The organism is Bombilactobacillus mellifer, from assembly GCF_000970795.1.
In the GTDB taxonomy this organism is placed as follows: Bacteria; Bacillota; Bacilli; order Lactobacillales; family Lactobacillaceae; genus Bombilactobacillus; species Bombilactobacillus mellifer.
Genome location: NZ_KQ034029.1, coordinates 305,077 through 323,410, shown reverse-complemented (window position 1 = coordinate 323,410; position 18,334 = coordinate 305,077). Strand labels below are relative to the sequence as shown.

At 41.5% G+C, this 18,334-nt stretch carries 17 protein-coding genes and 1 pseudogene; 11 read left to right on the top strand and 7 right to left on the bottom strand.

Annotation, left to right across the window (positions count from 1 at the left end; all coding sequences use genetic code 11):
• Window positions 1-95: 95 nt before the first annotated feature.
• On the bottom strand, window positions 96-1,280 hold the full coding sequence (locus tag JG30_RS07710) for a hypothetical protein (protein ID WP_046317838.1): 1,185 nt from the start codon (window positions 1,278-1,280) through the stop codon (window positions 96-98).
• A 173-nt stretch (window positions 1,281-1,453) separates the two neighbouring features.
• On the opposite strand from JG30_RS07710, the gene JG30_RS07705 reads away from it, so the two are divergent.
• The 5 genes from JG30_RS07705 (at window position 1,454) to JG30_RS07685 (ending at window position 6,390) form a co-directional block, all read left to right on the top strand.
• On the top strand, window positions 1,454-2,644 hold the full coding sequence (locus JG30_RS07705; protein WP_046317836.1) for a metal-dependent hydrolase family protein: 1,191 nt from the start codon (window positions 1,454-1,456) through the stop codon (window positions 2,642-2,644).
• Window positions 2,645-3,180: 536 nt separating this feature from the next.
• Complete coding sequence (locus JG30_RS07700) at window positions 3,181-3,654, top strand: PTS sugar transporter subunit IIB (RefSeq protein ID WP_046317834.1); 474 nt, start codon at window positions 3,181-3,183, stop codon at window positions 3,652-3,654.
• Window positions 3,655-3,670: 16 nt separating this feature from the next.
• Window positions 3,671-4,429 (top strand): PTS mannose/fructose/sorbose/N-acetylgalactosamine transporter subunit IIC, encoded by a 759-nt coding sequence (locus JG30_RS07695; RefSeq protein ID WP_046317832.1) that lies wholly within the window; start codon window positions 3,671-3,673, stop codon window positions 4,427-4,429.
• A gap of 12 nt (window positions 4,430-4,441) precedes the next feature.
• Window positions 4,442-5,290 (top strand): PTS system mannose/fructose/sorbose family transporter subunit IID, encoded by an 849-nt coding sequence (locus JG30_RS07690; RefSeq protein WP_046317831.1) that lies wholly within the window; start codon window positions 4,442-4,444, stop codon window positions 5,288-5,290.
• 47 nt (window positions 5,291-5,337) lie between these two features.
• Window positions 5,338-6,390 (top strand): zinc-dependent alcohol dehydrogenase, encoded by a 1,053-nt coding sequence (locus tag JG30_RS07685; RefSeq protein ID WP_046317830.1) that lies wholly within the window; start codon window positions 5,338-5,340, stop codon window positions 6,388-6,390.
• 137 nt (window positions 6,391-6,527) lie between these two features.
• Here JG30_RS07685 and JG30_RS07680 read toward each other — a convergent pair whose 3' ends face one another.
• Complete coding sequence (locus JG30_RS07680) at window positions 6,528-7,304, bottom strand: MurR/RpiR family transcriptional regulator (RefSeq protein WP_046318004.1); 777 nt, start codon at window positions 7,302-7,304, stop codon at window positions 6,528-6,530.
• Window positions 7,305-7,399: 95 nt separating this feature from the next.
• Here JG30_RS07680 and pfkB point away from each other — a divergent pair, with 95 nt between their 5' ends.
• From pfkB to JG30_RS07665, 3 genes are all read left to right on the top strand, one after another.
• A complete protein-coding gene (gene pfkB / locus JG30_RS07675) occupies window positions 7,400-8,341 on the top strand; it encodes a 1-phosphofructokinase (protein ID WP_046317828.1) in 942 nt (313 codons plus the stop codon).
• 84 nt (window positions 8,342-8,425) lie between these two features.
• A complete protein-coding gene (locus JG30_RS07670) occupies window positions 8,426-9,427 on the top strand; it encodes a tagatose 1,6-diphosphate aldolase (RefSeq protein ID WP_046317825.1) in 1,002 nt (333 codons plus the stop codon).
• Between the two features lie 271 nt (window positions 9,428-9,698).
• Window positions 9,699-10,889, top strand: coding sequence for an MFS transporter (locus JG30_RS07665; protein ID WP_046317823.1), 1,191 nt, complete (start codon window positions 9,699-9,701; stop codon window positions 10,887-10,889).
• A gap of 130 nt (window positions 10,890-11,019) precedes the next feature.
• Here JG30_RS07665 and JG30_RS07660 read toward each other — a convergent pair whose 3' ends face one another.
• On the bottom strand, window positions 11,020-12,042 hold the full coding sequence (locus tag JG30_RS07660) for an adenosine deaminase (protein ID WP_046317821.1): 1,023 nt from the start codon (window positions 12,040-12,042) through the stop codon (window positions 11,020-11,022).
• Between the two features lie 176 nt (window positions 12,043-12,218).
• Here JG30_RS07660 and JG30_RS07655 point away from each other — a divergent pair, with 176 nt between their 5' ends.
• The 3 genes from JG30_RS07655 to JG30_RS07645 all read left to right on the top strand — a co-directional run bounded on the left by JG30_RS07655 (window position 12,219) and on the right by JG30_RS07645 (window position 16,488).
• Entirely contained in the window at window positions 12,219-13,574 is a 1,356-nt protein-coding gene (locus tag JG30_RS07655; protein WP_046317819.1) for an NCS2 family permease, read from the top strand.
• 24 nt (window positions 13,575-13,598) lie between these two features.
• Entirely contained in the window at window positions 13,599-15,380 is a 1,782-nt protein-coding gene (locus JG30_RS07650; protein ID WP_046317817.1) for an adenine deaminase C-terminal domain-containing protein, read from the top strand.
• A gap of 328 nt (window positions 15,381-15,708) precedes the next feature.
• Complete coding sequence (locus JG30_RS07645; protein WP_046317815.1) at window positions 15,709-16,488, top strand: SDR family oxidoreductase; 780 nt, start codon at window positions 15,709-15,711, stop codon at window positions 16,486-16,488.
• A gap of 258 nt (window positions 16,489-16,746) precedes the next feature.
• Here the strand turns inward: JG30_RS07645 and JG30_RS08910 are convergent.
• The 4 genes and pseudogenes from JG30_RS08910 to JG30_RS08690 all read right to left on the bottom strand — a co-directional run.
• A pseudogene (locus JG30_RS08910) lies at window positions 16,747-16,887 on the bottom strand (FMN-binding protein); the annotation flags it as partial.
• A 15-nt stretch (window positions 16,888-16,902) separates the two neighbouring features.
• Window positions 16,903-17,442, bottom strand: a complete 540-nt coding sequence (locus tag JG30_RS08700; RefSeq protein WP_179854054.1) for an FAD-binding protein — start codon at window positions 17,440-17,442, stop codon at window positions 16,903-16,905.
• Window positions 17,361-17,903 (bottom strand): hypothetical protein, encoded by a 543-nt coding sequence (locus tag JG30_RS08695; RefSeq protein ID WP_052725267.1) that lies wholly within the window; start codon window positions 17,901-17,903, stop codon window positions 17,361-17,363. Before JG30_RS08695 ends, JG30_RS08700 begins: the two co-directional genes overlap by 82 nt.
• A complete protein-coding gene (locus tag JG30_RS08690) occupies window positions 17,900-18,241 on the bottom strand; it encodes an FAD-binding protein (protein WP_218837831.1) in 342 nt (113 codons plus the stop codon). The genes JG30_RS08695 and JG30_RS08690 overlap by 4 nt, the downstream gene beginning before the upstream one ends.
• Between the last annotated feature and the right edge of the window lie 93 nt (window positions 18,242-18,334).

Sequence of the window (18,334 nt, the reverse complement as noted above, 5' to 3'; positions counted from 1 at the left end):
ATAACTCAGAAGAAAAAGTAGTCATGTGATATGTTTAATAATAAAAAGAACGCTGTTCTCATAAATCAGAACAGCGTTCTTTTTGGAGGAGGTAGTTAAATTAATTTTAAGAAAATAGAAGCAATGATGACCGAAGCGACGGACACGGTAGCAAAACCACCGACTAGCATCTTAGGCATCATGTGGTAGAGTAAGTAACTTTCTTCTTCTTTATCATTAGCCATGGTGCGGGCAATTTCTGATGTCAAAATATAATCTGCTGGAAAGCCAAATAAAGAAGTCAAAGAACAAGCGTAAGCCATATGCCAAGTCATACCAAACGGTTTAGCTAGTAACCAAGAAGCTAGGAACATCCCCAATAAACCTAAAGCAATTAACACAATGATCTTGCCAATTATGCTTCCAATGATGGCTGGTGAGGTCATATTTAATTGAGAAAATACATAAGCTAAAAGACCATACATTAACCAATTAAAGACTCCGGCCTTATTTAAAGCACTACTTTCTAAAAAGCCGAATTGATGTGCTAATACACCAAAAACTAAACACAATACGTTTGCGTTGATATGAACAAAACCGGCGATCCAGTTACTAAACAAAGCTACAGCAGCTACGCGTACCAAAATAAAAGCTGATGTTTGAAATTCTGCAGGTAAATGAAAAACGCCAGTAGAATTATCATCTGCGCCGGTATCCATATTATTCGCAGCAGCTGCTTCTTTAGGTAAGTGGCGGCCGTTATCGTTAAATTCTTTCACTAAACGGCGACCTTCTGTACGCAGCATGTATGAAGTTAAAGGGTAACCAAGGACGGAATGTAAAACAAACATCGAAACGGGTAAGGCAATCAATGCCGTAGCCCCTTGCGCCTTTAAACCACTCGTCATTAACACGGCAGAAACCACTCCGCCTGTCAGTGGAGGGATAGCAGCCACGACTGTATGCCAATCAAAGATTAAAGTCCCAATTGTCAGACATAAAACCAGAGTCCCAGCCACGCCTAAGAGTGCGATACAGACAGCTTTCCATTGCGCAATTAATTCTTTCAAACTCATTAATGTACCCAGATGGACTAACAGCATTGACACACAGATAGCGACAAATGCTTTACCATAGGATGCATCTGCAACAATGTTTTTTGGTAAAATTGTCCAAAAACCAATCGCAAAAAGTACTGCTGTAATAAACACTGAAGGAATATAGGCATGCGAAATACTCGAAACCCATTCTCCAATCAGCATAAATAACATAACGACAATAAAGGCGATAATAAATTTCATATCACAGCCACTCCTTTTTACCAAAAATGATTTATGTTTACGTACTATACTCTCATTTTTTATTTAGTCAAATTTAATTTAAATGAGTAACGGCCTTGAAATCTGCATTATAATGCTGCTAAAATAACAACTAAAAATTAAAAAACCTTAACTAAATTTTTGGAGGAGCAAGTATGACAGTTTTTACTAATTGTAATTTATGGGACGGGACTAATAATTCAATGCAAGCACACTCGTGGCTGGAAGTAGAGAACGGGCGAGTGCAACAAGTGGGTCAAAACACCCCACCAGCTAGCGACCAGACAGTGGATCTGAAAGGACAATATGTGATTCCTGGCCTGATTAATGCCCACACGCATATTATGATGGACCCGGTGACTAATGAAATGGAGCAATTATCCGAAACTGTGGTGACTGCCCGGGCGTTACGTAACTTGGATACGTTATTGCATGCTGGAGTGACCACGATCCGCGAATGTGGTTGTGCATTCAACACCGATTTAAAATTAAAAGCTTTAGCACAAAAGCAACCCCTGGTCGCACCGCATATTTTGGGTTCTGGACAACCTTTGTCTATGACCGGAGGACATGGTGATTTTCCGGAACAGGCGGGAGGTAACTTTTCTTATTTAGTAGATTCACCCGATGAAGTCCGTAAAGCCGCACGTTTGGTTCTAAAAGCAGGAGCCGACAATATTAAAGTGATGGCGACGGGCGGTGTCATGTCTCCGGGAGATAATATTGAAGATACTGCCTCCACCGTGGCAGAAATGCGGGTAGCCGTTGAAGAAGCACATCACAAAAGTAAAACGGTCGCCGCCCATGCTCAAGGTCATCAAGGAATCCAAAATGCCCTGGACGCGGGAGTGGATTCCATTGAACATGGGATTTATGTCGACGAACAACAAGCCGCTTTTATGGCGGAACATCAAATTTACCTCGTCCCTACGCTGAATGCTTGTGCCAGCATTAGTAAATATGGTCGGGATCAATTGCCTGATTACATGATTCGCAAAAATGATCAAGTGAAAAATGACTTCGTGAAAAATATTAAAATGGCCTTTGAACACGGCGTGAGTGTTGCAGTGGGTACAGATGCGGGAACACCATTTAATAGCTTTGCCACCGGTACGTTTGAAGAATTGGAAATTTTTGTGAATGAAGTCGAAATGACTCCCCTCCAAGCTTTACAAGCTGCAGGCACAGTCGCCGCCCATGTTCTTCATATTGCGGATGATTATGGGACTTTGGAAGTAGGTAAAGTCGCCGACTTTTTGGTTCTGCAAGCCGATCCGTTGCAAGATATTACAGCCGTAGCACAAACTGATAAAGCAGTTTACCAAGCAGGAGTTCTAGTCAAGTAAAAAAGTACTATTCAAATAGTCGTTCACTAAACGTTTCGATTTTAGGCGAAGCGTTTTTTTTTTGTGGTTATTAATTCTTAATGGCTAACATTGCATAATCGAAACCAAACAGCTTTATTTGTGAAGATTTCGAAAACTTTTTCGGGCGCTTGAGGAACTAATTAGTGAAATACGAAAACATTTACTGCGTTGACTGTCTAAAATAAACAGTAGAGAACTTATCCGAATATTCCTCAGATTGGAAAAAAGAAAGGAGTGAATAAGGACGCAGAACCCAAAGGATGCAGATGAGCGTTAGTGGATTCGCATAATCCTTTTAGTGAAAGCGATTTAATCGATCCGAAATGTTGACCACCAATGGTTGCGCTAGCTGGTTTTTCAAAATGCGGACGGACTTATAAGCGGGTAGTAATGATTGCTGTAGGGATCTTTTGTAAAGCGGTGCATTAGGACCACCAGCGATTAGAGCACAGGAATGCTCACCAGTGTCCATTCATTGATTTGTATGTATAGCTTAGTTTAGGAGGTGTGGTGTCATGAAGAATATTGTTTTAACCCGAGTTGATGATCGTTTAATTCATGGTCAAGTGATGACTGCTTGGGTGCAACATTGCAAGGGCAACGTTATTGAAATTATCGACGATGAAGTAGCTCAAGATGATTTTTTAAAATTGGTCACCACTTCGACAGCACCGGAAAATATTCAAGTACGGGTGGATACCTTAGAGGATGCGGTGAAATTTTTACAAGCAGATGCCCAAGATCAGCACGTTATTATCTTAGTCAAAACGCCCCAAGTCATTGCGGATTTGTTGAAGCGTGGAATCTCCATTGCACAAGTTGATGTGGGTGGGATGGCTCAGCGAAAAGATCGCACCCAATTATATCGAAATATTGCGGCGAGTCCGACAGAACGACAAGTTTTCCAGGAAATAATTGCTGCGGGGACAGACGTCATGGTCCAAGTCATTCCTAGTGACAAGGCAGTAAATATTACTAAATATTTATAACAAGAGGTGAAGGCCCATGAAGATCAATTTATTACAAGCCTTTTTGATCGGCATTATTTACTATTTAAGTGTTAATGGCACTCCGTGGTTAAGTTTACTGGGATCGACAGTCATGGCGCGACCGTTAATTTGTGGAATGTTTGTCGGTTTTGTATTAGGCAATCCGATTCAAGGAATTATTTATGGGGCAGCCATTAGTTTACCGTTTTTAGCATATATTTCTGCTGGGGGCACGGTGCCCATGGATCCCGGTTTAGCGGGTACTTTGGGGACCGCTTTAGCTATGGCTTCCAAAACGACGCCGAATGTCGCCGTGACCTTGGCGGTACCCATTGGGCTGTTAGGAACCGTGATTTGGATTATGCATATGACGGTGGATATTTCTTTTTTACATTTAATTGATAAAGCCGCAGCCAACGCCGATTATCGCAAAGCTGATCGTATTCAGATGTACTTACCACAAATTTTTCTATTGGTAATTACAGTCATTCCCGCAGCCGTGGTGGTCTATTTTGGTTCCGGTCCGGTAGCCGGTTTATTAACTTCTTTAAAGGGAGTACCGATGCATATTTTGAATGTTATTGGCGGAGTTTTACCGGCTTTAGGAATTGCAATGATTTTAAAATCTATCAATAATAAAAATATTTTAATTTATTACGCCATTGGGGTTATTTTAGCAGTTTATTTGAAATTACCAATTATTGCAGTGTCTATCATTGGCTTAATTATTGGGCTCTTGCATACGCAATTAGAATTTAAAATCGTCGATAAATAGGAGGTGCAAGCAATGGAAGCTCAACAAACTTCACAGACACAATCAGCTAAGCAGAATTTACTTACTAAAAAAGATGTACAACGTTCCTTTTGGCGCTGGACCTTTTTTTCCCATTCCAATTATAACTATGAACGGATGCAATCTTCGGGCTTTTTGTTTGCGTTGACGCCAGTTCTGCGCAAATTATATCCCCACCAAACTGATTTAGCGGCCGCGATGCAACGGCATTTGGAATTTTTTAATACCGAACCGCACTTTGGCGGCATCATTGGGGGTTTAACTATTGCCCTGGAAGAACAACGGGCTTTGGGGGCACCCATTGATGATACGGCGATCAATTCTTTAAAAACCGGCCTCATGGGACCTTTTGCGGGGGTTGGAGATACTTTATGGCAGGGAACCATTGTGCCCATTATGTTATCGCTGGCGATTAGTCTTTCTGCCGGGGGTAATTTTGTCGGACCGATTTTTTACATCGTGGGCATGTTTGCCATTATGTGGACCATTGCCTACGTTTTATGGATGCGCGGTTATTATACTGGCCGCGAAGGCATTCAAAATATCCTGCAAGGTCATCAATTAAAGATGGTCATGCAAATTGCGCAAATTATGGGGGGCATTGTAATTGGCGCCTTGACGGTAAACTATGTGACTTTGAGTACACCTTTAAAATTACACTTAGAAAATTCCACGCTTAAAGTACAAACCGGGATTTTAGATAAACTATTTAAAGGTCTACTGCCCGTGGCAATTACTCTTTTAGCCTATTATTTAATTAATCAGCGCAAATTAAAGTCTACTACTGTCTTGTTTATTTTGATTCTTATTGCGGCAGTTGGCGCCGGTTTTTATATTTTTTAAACGTTTCCGGGGAAATTAATTAAAGTTTAAGGAGGACTTAGACTCAAATGACCAAGATGCAAGCAGCTATTTTTAATGATATAGAAAAATTAGACATTGAAACTTTAGATGTGCCACAAATTCGCCCCAATGAAGTACTGGTAGAATTGAAGGCTTGTGCTTTTTGTACTTGGGAACAACGCGTGTTCACTGGTGTCAATACAGTCCAATTTCCATTTATTGGCGGCCATGAAGAAAGTGGCGTAATTCGCGCCTTGGGTGCCGATATTGATCCAAAGTTATGGCATGTTGGCGAGCGCGTAGTCGTCGGATTAATGACTTCTTGTGGGGACTGTCATAATTGTCGTATTGGACAAGAAGGTAGTTGTACTGATTTTTCTTATGAAAAGCCTGTGGGCGGTTTAAGTGTTCGTGGAATGGGTGGTTTTGCCGAATATTTAGCTGTGCCGATTACTAAATTATTCCCGATGGCCGATAATTTGTCTTATGAAGAAGCCGCGTTAACCGAACCTCTGTCTTGTGTAGTACATAGTATTGATACAGCAGATGTGCAACTGGGAGATACGGTAGTCGTGATTGGCGCCGGCATTATGGGCGCTTTTCATGCCATTTTAGCCCGGCAACGAGGAGCGCGGGTAATTATTGATGAGCCTAGTGTCCAGCGGCAACAATTCATGGCCAATTTGGGTTTTCAAGAATTTATTAATCCTAAACAAGAAGCTGCGGTGCCGGCAGTAATGCGCCTGACTGGTGATCAGGGGGCTGATATTGTATTTAATACTGTAGGCAATTCCAATTTGGTAGCTGATTCCATTGCTATGGCAGCGATTCGCGGCAAAGTGATGCTGTATAGTTCTTTTCATCCCGACAATCCAGTTCAATTTAGCCCTAATACATTACATCGACGGATGACACAAATCATGGGGAGTGCCAATTCCGATGGGCAGGATTTTTTCAAAGCTTTGAATCTTTTAAATACCGGCGTCATTGATGTTAAACCGTTTATTGCGGGTTATACCACTTTTGCGGACATTGAAGCCGGCATGCGTCGGGCTTTAGATCCGGAAACTTATCGCATCATCCTCAGAATGAATCAATAAAAAACGGACGGCTAATTCTTGAATAGATGTTTCAAAATAAATAACTAACCAGACAAAGATAATGGAACCAACTCCAGCATAAAAGATATTAGGGATGAATCAAGCTCGTAAGTAACCGTTTACAAAACACGCACCATTTAACCATGATTATTGGTTTGGGTACGGACTACGTAACTATCTAATAAAATGCGACTCATGATTTGTAGGGACAGACGAGAGTGAACCTCATATTCATCAAATAAATTATTAAAGGATTGGTAACCTAAAAAGAGTTCATCAGTATATTTTAAAATGGGCGCTTGCGGGTTAGCGGTTAAAACAATTTGGGGAATGTCCATCTTACTCAAAGTCCGGGCCGCAGCGACTAATTCCGGCGTTTGGCCGTTTAATGTGATAAAGACTGCTGCACTGTGTGGTTTGACCTTGGCAGCGATTTGTTTGATGATATTTGGATCGTGAAAATAAGCCACTTGTTTATTCAGTAGCTGCAATTTTAATTCCATTTCTTCGGCAATTGTTTCTGATAAGCCACGCGCGAACAGATAAATTAATGGAGCGTTGGTTAATAGTTGAATCGTATCTTCAATGACAGAGACCTGTAAGTTTTTTAAAGTGTTTTTTAATTCTTCTTCGTTTTGCATAACTACATTTTGAATTTGTTCATCAGCATTTTCTAAAACGGAATAGGGAATATTGTGCGCCGCAGTTTTTAAGCGTCCATGGCGAAAATCAGTATATCCGGTAAACCCCTTTTTTTTCAGGGTCCGCACAATAGTCGCGGTCGAAACATTAGCATGTTCACTTAATTCAGTAATCGACCATTGCATAGCTGTCTGGCGATTTTGGGCAAGATAATCCCAAAGGTACTGTTCACTGGGGCTTAATTTGTTGGCATGGTTAATTTTAGAAAGCATTGGCATCACCATACTCATTATACCTAACTGCTTTCTTATCCCCAATACCTAAAAATGGTTACTTTCATCTTCAGCGGTTAAAAAGGAGAATCATGATGATTTATACTTTGACGTTAAATCCTGCCATTGACTTGTTTATTACTACGCAAGATATGCAACCTAATCGAGTCAATCGCACACAAAACTATGAAGTGCAGGCCAATGGGAAAGGAGTCAATGTCTCTATTATTTTGCAGCGCTTGGGGACTGCTAATACTGCTTTAGGAGTAGGTGCGGGTTTTACTTTAGATTATATTTCCTCTTTTTTAACTGCCCATCAGATTCCTAATTATTTCTTAAAAGATCAAGGTATTACGCGGATTAATGTTTTCACTCGGGTTTTAAATCAGGGCCAGGAATATAAGTTAGTCAATGCGGGGCCCATCATTTCACCAGCGATTCAGGCTCAATTAATGCAGCGCTTAAAAAAGCTAACTGCCCAAGATTGGTTGTGCGTTTGTGGCAGTTTTGCCCAGGGGATCCAACCGGCGTATTTAAAAAAAATCGGACAATTAAGTCAACAACAAGGATTTAAATTGGTGGTGGATACCGCTTATGCGGAAGTTTTACAAATTTTACCCTACCGCCCTTATTTAATTAAACCGAATGTCGAAGAATTAGCTGCTTGGTTTCACCAACCGGCGCCTGATAATTTGACCCAGATTGTGACTTGGGGTCAAAGCTTAGTCCTCCAAGGTGCCCAAAATGTTTTAGTGTCTTTAGGAGCTCAAGGGGCGGTCTTGATTACACCCCAGCAAATTTTATATGGAACAGCACCGGCTATTCACGTTTTAAATACGGCGGGCGCAGGCGATACCATGTTAGGGACTTTTGTCGCTGGTCGTAATCAAGGTTTAACGGATGAAGCTAACTTGGTGAAAGCTATTGCTGCGGGGAGTGATACCGCGCAAAAATCATGGCTGACTACTTTTCAACAAATCGAAGAATTACAAGCACAGATTAAAATTCAAACATTATCGGCATCCAGGATGTCATAATAAGCCGCTGGCGGGGTCCTGAATAAAAAATTTATAAAACTACATTTTTATAAACATATCACTGAAATATTGGGAGGTTGAATAATGGTTCTGCAATTGAATGCTGTGCAAATGCAGCATCTACAAAAGTTATCCAATAATGAACAAATTATTTCCGCTTTGGCATTAGATCAGCGTGGCTCTTTACAGCAATTGATGGTTCAAGCTTCAGGGCACCAACCCAGTCATGAACAAATAGCCAGTTTCAAAAAATTAGTCGCACAAGAATTAACGCCTTTTGCGAGTGCTATTTTATTGGATCCAGAATATGGATTGCCGGCCGCCCAGGCTCGGGCAGCCTCTGCTGGATTGTTGTTAGCCTATGAACAGACCGGTTATGATACGACCACTTCAGCTCGGTGGCCCCGCTTAATTGAAAATCAAAGCGTGGGGCGTATGCAGCAAGTGGGCGTAGATGCTGTTAAAGTACTGCTTTATTATGACGTTGATGCGGCTGAACAAGTCAATGATTGTAAACAAGCCTTTGTGGAACGCATTGGTGCCGAGGCCCAGGCGTATAATTTACCTTTCTTTTTGGAATTAATTGCTTATGATGAACATATAACGTCTGATCAAGAAGCAGCCTATGCGCGCATTAAACCGCATAAAGTGATTGCCATGACGGCAGAATTCTCTAAGCCACAATATCAAGTGACGGTACTCAAAGTAGAAGTGCCTGTCAATCAAAAATACGTAGCTGGCTATACGGATTCGACCACCCAACCGGTTTATGAACGTGCTGAAGCTTTAAGATACTATAAAGAACAAAGTGAGGCTACAAACTTACCATTTATATATTTGTCGGCGGGAGTTTCCAATAAATTATTCATAGAAGAATTGCAGTTTGCTAAAGAAGCCGGGGCAGCTTTTAATGGAGTGCTTTGTGGCCGGGCCACTTGGCAACCGGGAGCCCAAACGTTTGCCGCCAAAGGGTCAGTGGCTGGCCAAAAGTGGTTGCAAACAGAAGGTCGCGCCAATATTCAGCGCATTAATACCGCCTTGGCTGCTACCGCTACCCCATGGACTCAGAAAGTGACGCAACTTTAAATCAGCGAGGTAATTGCAACGACTGGTATTCAATATTGATGAAGCCAGTCGTTTTGATTGTGATGATAATAATCTGATTATGTCATGTCAAAGCAACTAATCAAAAGGTGTTCACCACTGACAGCACCGTGGCTGGAGCCGCAACATTTTCGAAGTTTTTTCGTGCTAGTAATTTAAATTATGATAGTCCAATGAGAAGGCTATTGATAGCGCTTGTAATAAACTGCTAAAATTTAAGTAATCCTTGGAATAGAAAAGCGAGGCTTCGGGCATGCATAAAATCTCACCGCAATCCAGTTTTTTTAAAACAGCGTTATTGTCGATATCTTTGATGTTAATGAGTTCATCACAAATTTCACCTAGTTTACCTTTAATGTACGCTGACTTTCCCCAGATTTCGCGGACGGGGGTAGAACTACTAAGTTCAATTGCCGGCAGCGGTATCGTGGTCGGACTATGCTTTAATCCGTTGCTTGTTCAGCTGGTGAAGCCCAAAGCGACCATCATCCTCGGTTTATTACTAGTTTTAATCGCCGGTTCATATCCGATTTATGCAACAAATTATGGAGGTATTTTGACGGCGCGTTTCTTATTAGGAGTGGGTGTCGGCCTATATAATTCCTTGGCAGTCAGCTTATTAGCACAGTTTTATCAAGGTCCGGAATTATCTACGATGTTAGGCTGGCAAAATGCTACCGGCAGTCTGGGCATTGCCTTGTTTTCCGGCGCAGTCAGTTGGTTGTTAAACTGGGGGTGGCACGCGGTTTTTGCCATTTACTTGTTGGCCTTGCCGATTTTGTTATTATTTAGCGGTGTGGTTTCGCTGCCCGCAGCGACTTCGCAGCCTACAACGCTGGCTGCGAAGTCGCATCCTTGGAAACATTTGAATTGGACAGTCCTGCGGATTGCCGGATTAATGTTTTTCATGCATGCTTTTTTTATGACGCAGACCTTTAAATTACCCCAATTAGCTTGGACACAGCATCTGGCTAGTGTCCAACAAGTAGCTTTAATTTCCGGGTTAGTAGGCTTAATGGGTTGGCCAGTGGGTTTGATTTATGGCAAACTCAAACAAAAATTACAGACGCTTTTACTGCCCATCAGTTTACTGTTGCAAGTTGGCGGATTGTTAATGATGGCTTATGCACCCCAGATTGTGGTGTTAGTGATCGGGGCTATCATTTTAGGCACGGGCTTTGGCTTAGCCGTGCCCTATGCTTTTGATTGGGTAGCTGCGGTGGTGCCTGAGGCAGCCGTTAATTTAGCTACGACTGTGGTTTTAATTTTGATTAATTTAGGATGTACGATTTCTCCACTGCTGGTTAATTGGCTGGCTACCACTGGAAGTGATGGTTCACCGCAGGCAGCCTTTAGCTTTGCTGCTGGGGGAATGGGTTTATTAACTTTATACGGTTTGGGACATTATTGGTATATGACAAAAATTCACCGGCAAAAAGTCTAGACGCAAGGCTTTAGCAGCATTTCCCATGCGCAAATGCAGCTCTTATAAAAGAGCATTTAATCATATAAAATGAGACAAATAAAAACCATCGCTTCTTCCCAGAGCAGCGATGGTTTTTGGGATTCACCTTTTAACCTTGAAATTGCTGTACGTAGCGATCAATTTCGGCTAGATAAAGTTGTTTTTGCTGGTCACTAATCCAAGCCGCATTGAAGGAATTTTTAGCTAATTGAATAATTTGAGCTTGAGTTAATTGATATTTTTGGGCTACAGCATAGTAATTATCACTAATGTATCCTTTAAAATAAGCTGGATCGTCGGAATTAATGGAAATTTGAACGCCGGCTTTTAGCAGCTCTGTTATTTCCTTTCCCTTCATATCAGGGGAAACAAAACTGTTAGATAAAGGACAAGCGGTTAAACCGATTTTCCGTTGGGCTGCTAACGCGACAAGATCTGGATCTTCGACAATGTTGGTGCCGTGATCAAGACGTTCCACATCCATGATTTCTAGAGCCTGGCGGATATGTTCAATCGAATCTTTTTGATCAATATCACAATGCGTCGTGAGATGAAGTCCAGCTGCAGCGGCGTCTTCAAATTGGCGAGCAAATTTGAGAGGAGGATTATTGTGTTCATCCGAATCCAGACCAATACCGATAATTTTATCGCGATATTGCATTGCTTGGGCTAAAGTTTGGCGAGCCGATTCTTTAGAGAAGTCTCTTAAAAAACACATAATTAAAGCAGCATCAACATTTAAAGCCCGGGCATCGACTACGGCTTGATGCAAACCATTGATAACGGTAGCAAAAGGAATTCCGCGGCTGGTATGGGCTTGTGGATCAAAGAAGATTTCTACATGACGGACATTATTAGCCGCTGCTCGTTGTAAATAAGCCCAAGCCAAATCATAAAAGTCCTCCTCGTGTTGGAGCACATTCATGGCTGGGTAATAAACTGCCAGAAAAGATGCTAAATCATGATAGTCATAAGTCTTTTGAACATCTTCAATGGTTTTTTGACCAATATCTACATGATTGCGTTGCGCTAGTTTTAATTTCAATTGGGGCTCTAATGTACCCTCAATATGTAAATGCAACTCGGCTTTCGGTAACCCCTGGGTAAATTCAGAAGTAACAGTAGTATTCATTAAAAATCCTCCCTGATTAATGTTTGCTTTTTACTGGTTTAATTTAGTTTAACACACTTTAAAAATAAAAAAACACATAAAAAACGAACTTTTAGCATTGAATTATTTTTAATTGTATGGAATAATTCAAATGTAATGACATGGGATTGTCATGTGAAGGGGGATATGGAAAAATTATGGAGACAGGAACGGGAACTTTCTTCCAAGGGTTTTTGGAACGAACTTTTCATCTGTCAGAACAAAAGACTACGGTGAGACGGGAAATCACCGCAGGTCTGACGACATTTGTATCAATGGCCTACATTTTATTTGTTAACCCCAGCATTTTAGGGGCCGCGGGAATGAATAAAGGGGCTGTGTTTACAGCCACCGCCATTTCCGCCATCATTGGTTGTTGGTTGATGGCCTTTTTAGCCAACTATCCGATAGCCATTGCTCCCGGTTTGGGTGACAATGCCTTTTTTACTTATTCGGTTGTTTTAGCCATGGGAATTTCGTGGCAAAAAGCCATGGCGGGAGTTTTTGTAGCGTCCGTTTTATTCACGATTTTGTCGTTTCTGAAAGTCCGTGAGATAGTTATTGATGCCATTCCACAAGATTTAAAATTAGCGATGGCGGCTGGGATTGGTTTGTTTATCGCTTTTGTCGGTTTACAAGGCGGTGGTTTAGTCGTAGCCAATAAATCTTCTTTAGTTGGTATTGGTTCCATGACAGTACCGACTACCTGGCTTACTATTTTTGGTATTTTTGTCATTGCGATTTTAATGGCCAGGAAAGTTCCGGGCTCCATTTTTATTGGGATGATTGCAACGGCGGTTTTAGGGCTGGTCATCGGGCTTATTAAGACACCGACCCATTGGGTGTCAGCGGCTCCCAGCATGCAACCAACTTTTGGCGTCGGGATTACGCATTTATCAGCCCTGGCGGATCCGCAAATGTGGGCAGTAGTGTTGATTTTTTTGCTGGTTGCGTTTTTTGATACAGCCGGCACTTTGATTGGTTTGGCGCAACAAGCGGGCATTATGCGCAACAATAAAATGCCACGCATTGGACAAGCCTTAATGGCTGATTCGATTTCGATGTTAGCCGGTTCCGTGATGGGGACCACCCCCACTTCGGCTTACGTAGAATCTTCTGCAGGGATTGCCGTAGGTGGTAAAACCGGTCTTACAACATTAACCACTGGATTCTTGTTTGTTTTAAGTTTATTTTTCTCACCTTTACTGACGGTAGTCACTAATCAAGTGACCGCGCCGGCTTTGATTATTGTCGGTGCCTTAATGGTGTCAAGTTTACGTGATATTCAATGGGATAAATTTGAAGTAGCTCTGCCGGCATTTTTGGTAATTGCAGGGATGCCGTTAACTTATAATATTTCCTACGGGATTGCATTTGGCTTTTTAACTTATCCTCTCTTAATGGCTGCAGCGGGTAGACGTAAAGAAGTCAATGGCATTTCTTGGACCTTAATGTTTGTGTTCATTGTTTTACTTTATATATTAAATATTATGCCAAATGGCACAATGGCTTAGTGCAGAAGGGTGGATGACTGTAAGGTGACGACAGTAGCAGCTTTAAAACAATATATTGATGCCGGAGCAGCAAAAATGCCGGCAGATTTGGTAATTGAAAATGGAACTTTGGTGAATGTCAATACAGGAGAGTATTATCCGGCCAATGTCGCGGTTTTTCAGCAACGGATTGTGGCAGTAGATGAGGATGTCAGTGCTTATGTTGGTTCACAGACGCGCCATCTGGATGCCCAAGGCCAATATTTAGTACCAGGTCTTTTGGATAGTCATATTCATGTAGAGTGCAGCAAATTAAGCTTGACACGTTTTGCACAAGCAGTTTTACCGCATGGGACTACCAGTATTGTTTCTGGATTAGATGAATATATTGCGGCGTTAGGTTTGGATGATCTGTCAGAAATTTTTACCGAAATTGAAAACCTGCCGTTTAAAGTCTTTTGGGGGTTACCTTATAAAACTCCGTATACGATTCCGGCTTCCACAATTAAATATAATGTCACCGCTAAAGATCATCAACAATACCAGCCACAAGCTAATTGTTATGGCGTTTGGGAAACCGTCCGAGAAGCTGTAGAAATTAAAGATGAAGACACCTTGCAAGCTCTGAGCATCGCGCAAAAGTATCATAAACCGATCTTTGGTTGTGCACCCTTAGCGCGGGGGGTGGAATTAAATCAGTACTTAATGAGTGGTGTTTGCTTGGATCATGAAAGTTATAGTCCCGAAGAGTTACTGGAAAAAGCTCGTAAGGGAATGCATGTGGTCTTACGGGAATCATCAGTTACCCATTTTCTAGCCGATAATATTCAGGCCATCACCAAATCCGCCAGTGGCGTGGCCCAGCATACTAGTTTTTGTACCGATGATGTGAATGTCACTGACTTATTAAACCAAGGGCATCTAGATCATGTCATTCGTTTAGCAATTGCCGCCGGTGTCAGTCCGATGACGGCCATTCAAATGGCCACTATTAATGGCGCCCAGGCGTATCATTTAGAAGATCAGATTGGCTCCATAGCTCCCGGTAAAGCGGCAGACATCTTATTAGTAGATGATCCGGCAGCTTTTCATGTGCAAACAGTTATTAGTAAAGGTCAAGTAGTCTTTGCAAATCAACAATTACAAATGACGTTCACGCCGCCTAAGCGCAGCCCACAGTTAAGCGGTCAGTTAAAACACGACCTCTTACAGGCAGCTGATTTTAATTATACGGTCGACTTAAACCAGGGACATGCCCAAGTAACAACGATTCATAGTGTGGGTCCTTTTATGCGCCGGCCTAAAACAGTCGAATTAGCAGTGCAAGATCATCTGGTCTTACCTGATGTACAACAAGATACAGCGGCAGTATCGGTTATCGAGCGTTACGGAGTCAATCACAATCATGCCAGGGGATTTATTTCAGGTTGGTCTTTACAACAAGGAGCCTTAGCAACGTCAGCAGCTCCAGATGACAATAATTTAGTGGTAGCAGGTGTTAATACGCAAGATATGGCACTAGCCGCCAATACGTTAATCCAATGCGGTGGTGGCCAAGTGGCGGTTTTAAATGGTCAAGTTTTGGCGTTATTAAAATTACCACTAGGAGGAATTACGACTGATCTGGAACCGCAAGCAGTGGCTGATCAGGAAAAGAAATTAAAAGCAGCAGCACAACAACTAGGTTGTCAACTACCGGATCCCTTTTTCTATCTATCCTTTTTACCTATTACAGCCATTCCCGAATTAGCGATCACTGATGGAGGCAATGTTGATTATCCGAAGTTAGCTTACTTTGATCCGATTGTAAATTTAACAGCCAATTAAGCTTTATTCATATTTAAATTCTAAAGACCGATGTGTTGAAACAACACGTCGGTTTTTTTCTGCACGAGACCTGGAAGAAATACAACTCCAGTCAAAAAAACAAAGAGGGGATATTATTAGATACCGTTAGCGGGGATGCATAGTTACCATTATCAATTATTTATCATAATAATAGTTCGGATATTAAACGTTTACAAAACGTTTAATCAATGATATAGTGAATTAGGTTAATGAATTATTATTAAATAATAATTACCAGCTTTAAGAATTTATGTCTGCGCAGTATAAATGTAGTGTGAAAGTGCATTGAAACAGAGGAGGCAGTTATATGTTCAAGTATGAAAAAGTAAATGGTGATTTTGATGTAAAAGGCAAAGTAGCGATTGTCTTAGGCGGTGCCGGTGGTATTGGTGAAGCAGTAGTGCGAATGTACGCCAAAAAAGGTGCGAAAGTTACGATTGCAGATACCAAAGACAACGTTAAAGAACTAGCGGCTCAAATTTCCAAAGAATATAATACGCCGACACTCGGTTTAAACGTAGACGATACTAATCAAGCAAGTGTTGATCAAATGGTTAGCCAGACAGTGGACGCTTTTGGTCAAGTTAATATTTTGGCGGCCATGCCAGGTTTTGTCGAATTACATCGGGCAACAGACATGCCAATCGACATTATTGAAAAGCATATAAATATTAATGCGATTGGTGTTTTTCGGGCTTGCCAGGCCGTAGCCAATCAAATGATTAAACAAGGTAATGGTGGAAAAATTGTCTGCATTACTTCACAAGCTGACTTTATTGCGATTAATCAGCATGTAGCATACACCATGAGTAAAGCCAGTTTATTAGGAATGATTAAAGTTTGTGCTTATGAATGGGCCGATTACGGCATTAATATTAATGGGATTGCCCCGACAGTCGTTAATACGCCATTAGGTGAAAAAGCTTGGCAGGGTAAAGTGAAAGATGATATGATTCAACAAATTCCCGCCAAACGTTTTGCCGAACCAGATGAAATTGCGGCAGCGGTCCTCTTCTTATCCACTCCAGAATCTAATATGATTACCGGAGAAGATTTAGTAGTTGACGGTGGTTTTACAATTCATTAAACCTTATTGTAGACAATTGGCGGACAAGCAAAATTTTTACACGAACTCCTCTGCAGCTGCAGAGGAGTTTTTAGATCTAATGTCAAGAAACTATAATGAGCTCTGAACGAAAAAAGCCTCACTGATTCAGAAAATTTTGTATAACCTTGCTCCGTTTTGAGCCAATAGCTTTCCAGTTTGCATGCAACACGTTCAAAGCAGATTTAAAAAACCACAACTAAAGGCCGTGGTTTACCAACAAAGTAGAGTAGCAACGATTTAAGGTATTTTATCTAAAGCATTCTTCACGGCTTCTTTGAGAGCGCGGCTGGAACTAGAAGCTCCGGAAATATTATCCACTTGATAGGTATTAGCCGCAATCATTCGTGCAGGTAGTTCTGACAAAGCTTTTTGACCGTAATCTTCCGATTCGCTTTATTGCAGCACTTCAATGTTCTGGATTTTTTTGTGTTCATCGACTGTCACCCGAACTACGATTTGATCACCAATGCCATCAAGCGATTCGCCTAAATATTGGTTTGCAGCAGTGGAATAGTTTACCGTTTTGTTAGCATCGGAAGTCGGGAATGGTGTAGATGTTGAATGAACACTGGCTGAAGTGTGAGCATCCAGGTTGACCTGATCAGTTTTTGGACGGGCAGCGTTTTCTCCCGCAATTTTACCAAAAATCAAACAATCAGCGAGATCTCCACCACCATTGTATTGATTAGCATTGACATGGCCTAATTCTCCCGCACCGTATAAATGCGGAATTACTTGTTGATTGGTATCTAAGATTTCCGCATGAGCATTGCGCCGCGGCCCGCCTTGAGTATTGAGCATAGTATGCTGCTGCGCAATAGCATAATAAGGTCCCTCATCCGAAAAAGCGGTCATGGTTTGTGGATCACGCTGATATTGATAATTTTTACCCTGTTGGACAAAGAAATTAAAATCTTGAATTGTACGCTGCAAGGTTTTCGGTTGAACATGAATTTTTCCGCCAATTGGTCCAAGGTAGCGGCTTGGATGATCTTACTTAAAATGTGATTGTGATAATCATCAGCTGGTTGCGCTTTTAACTTTTCATATTGTTTGTTATCAAAAATTAAATAAGGATGCCGTTGGGCTAAAGGAATGCACCAGAGTCCATAATTATAGCGATGACCATGCCGATTAATATCATCTTCTGGAATAAAACGGGTACAGTCGTCGCCCACCGAAATAATCGAACCTGAGCGAAGATTATCCCAGCCTAAAATATTACGTGCACGTCTGCCGTGCGGTTCGGCAAAGTTGGCCACTCCACCGGGTTCATAATTTTGCATATGCCAGAGGTCAGCGCCGACTTCAATGGCCATTTTGATACCATCACCGTTATTGTATAAAGTACCATAAGGAAGCAGATCCCGTTCACCCAGATAATCCTGAATCATTGTATTATTATTTCAAAGCCGCCCAAAGTCAAAATAACACCGTTTTTAGCATAAACGTTCAACATACGATCTTCACGTTTAATTTGGACGCCGACAATTGTCCGATCAGCTTGTTGCAGCAGATGTTGGGCAGGAGTGGAATATAAAATATCGATTTGATCTGTCCGTTCTAAAACTTTTTGTCGGAGAATTTTCCACAGAGCTGCATCAAAGATACGACCATGGACTAATAAATTGTCACTTGCCTGACTGCCCGCAAATTCCGGATACTCCGCCATTTTTTGTAAGAATTTGGATTTGTACCAACTCCAGCAGTTGTCAAAGTGATCTACAACCAAAGCTGTGAATTACTGATAGGAGCCAGAAGCTGCAATCTCTAATTATGAGTTCAAGTGAGTTTACTATTAAAAAAATTATTTAATTCTCATAAT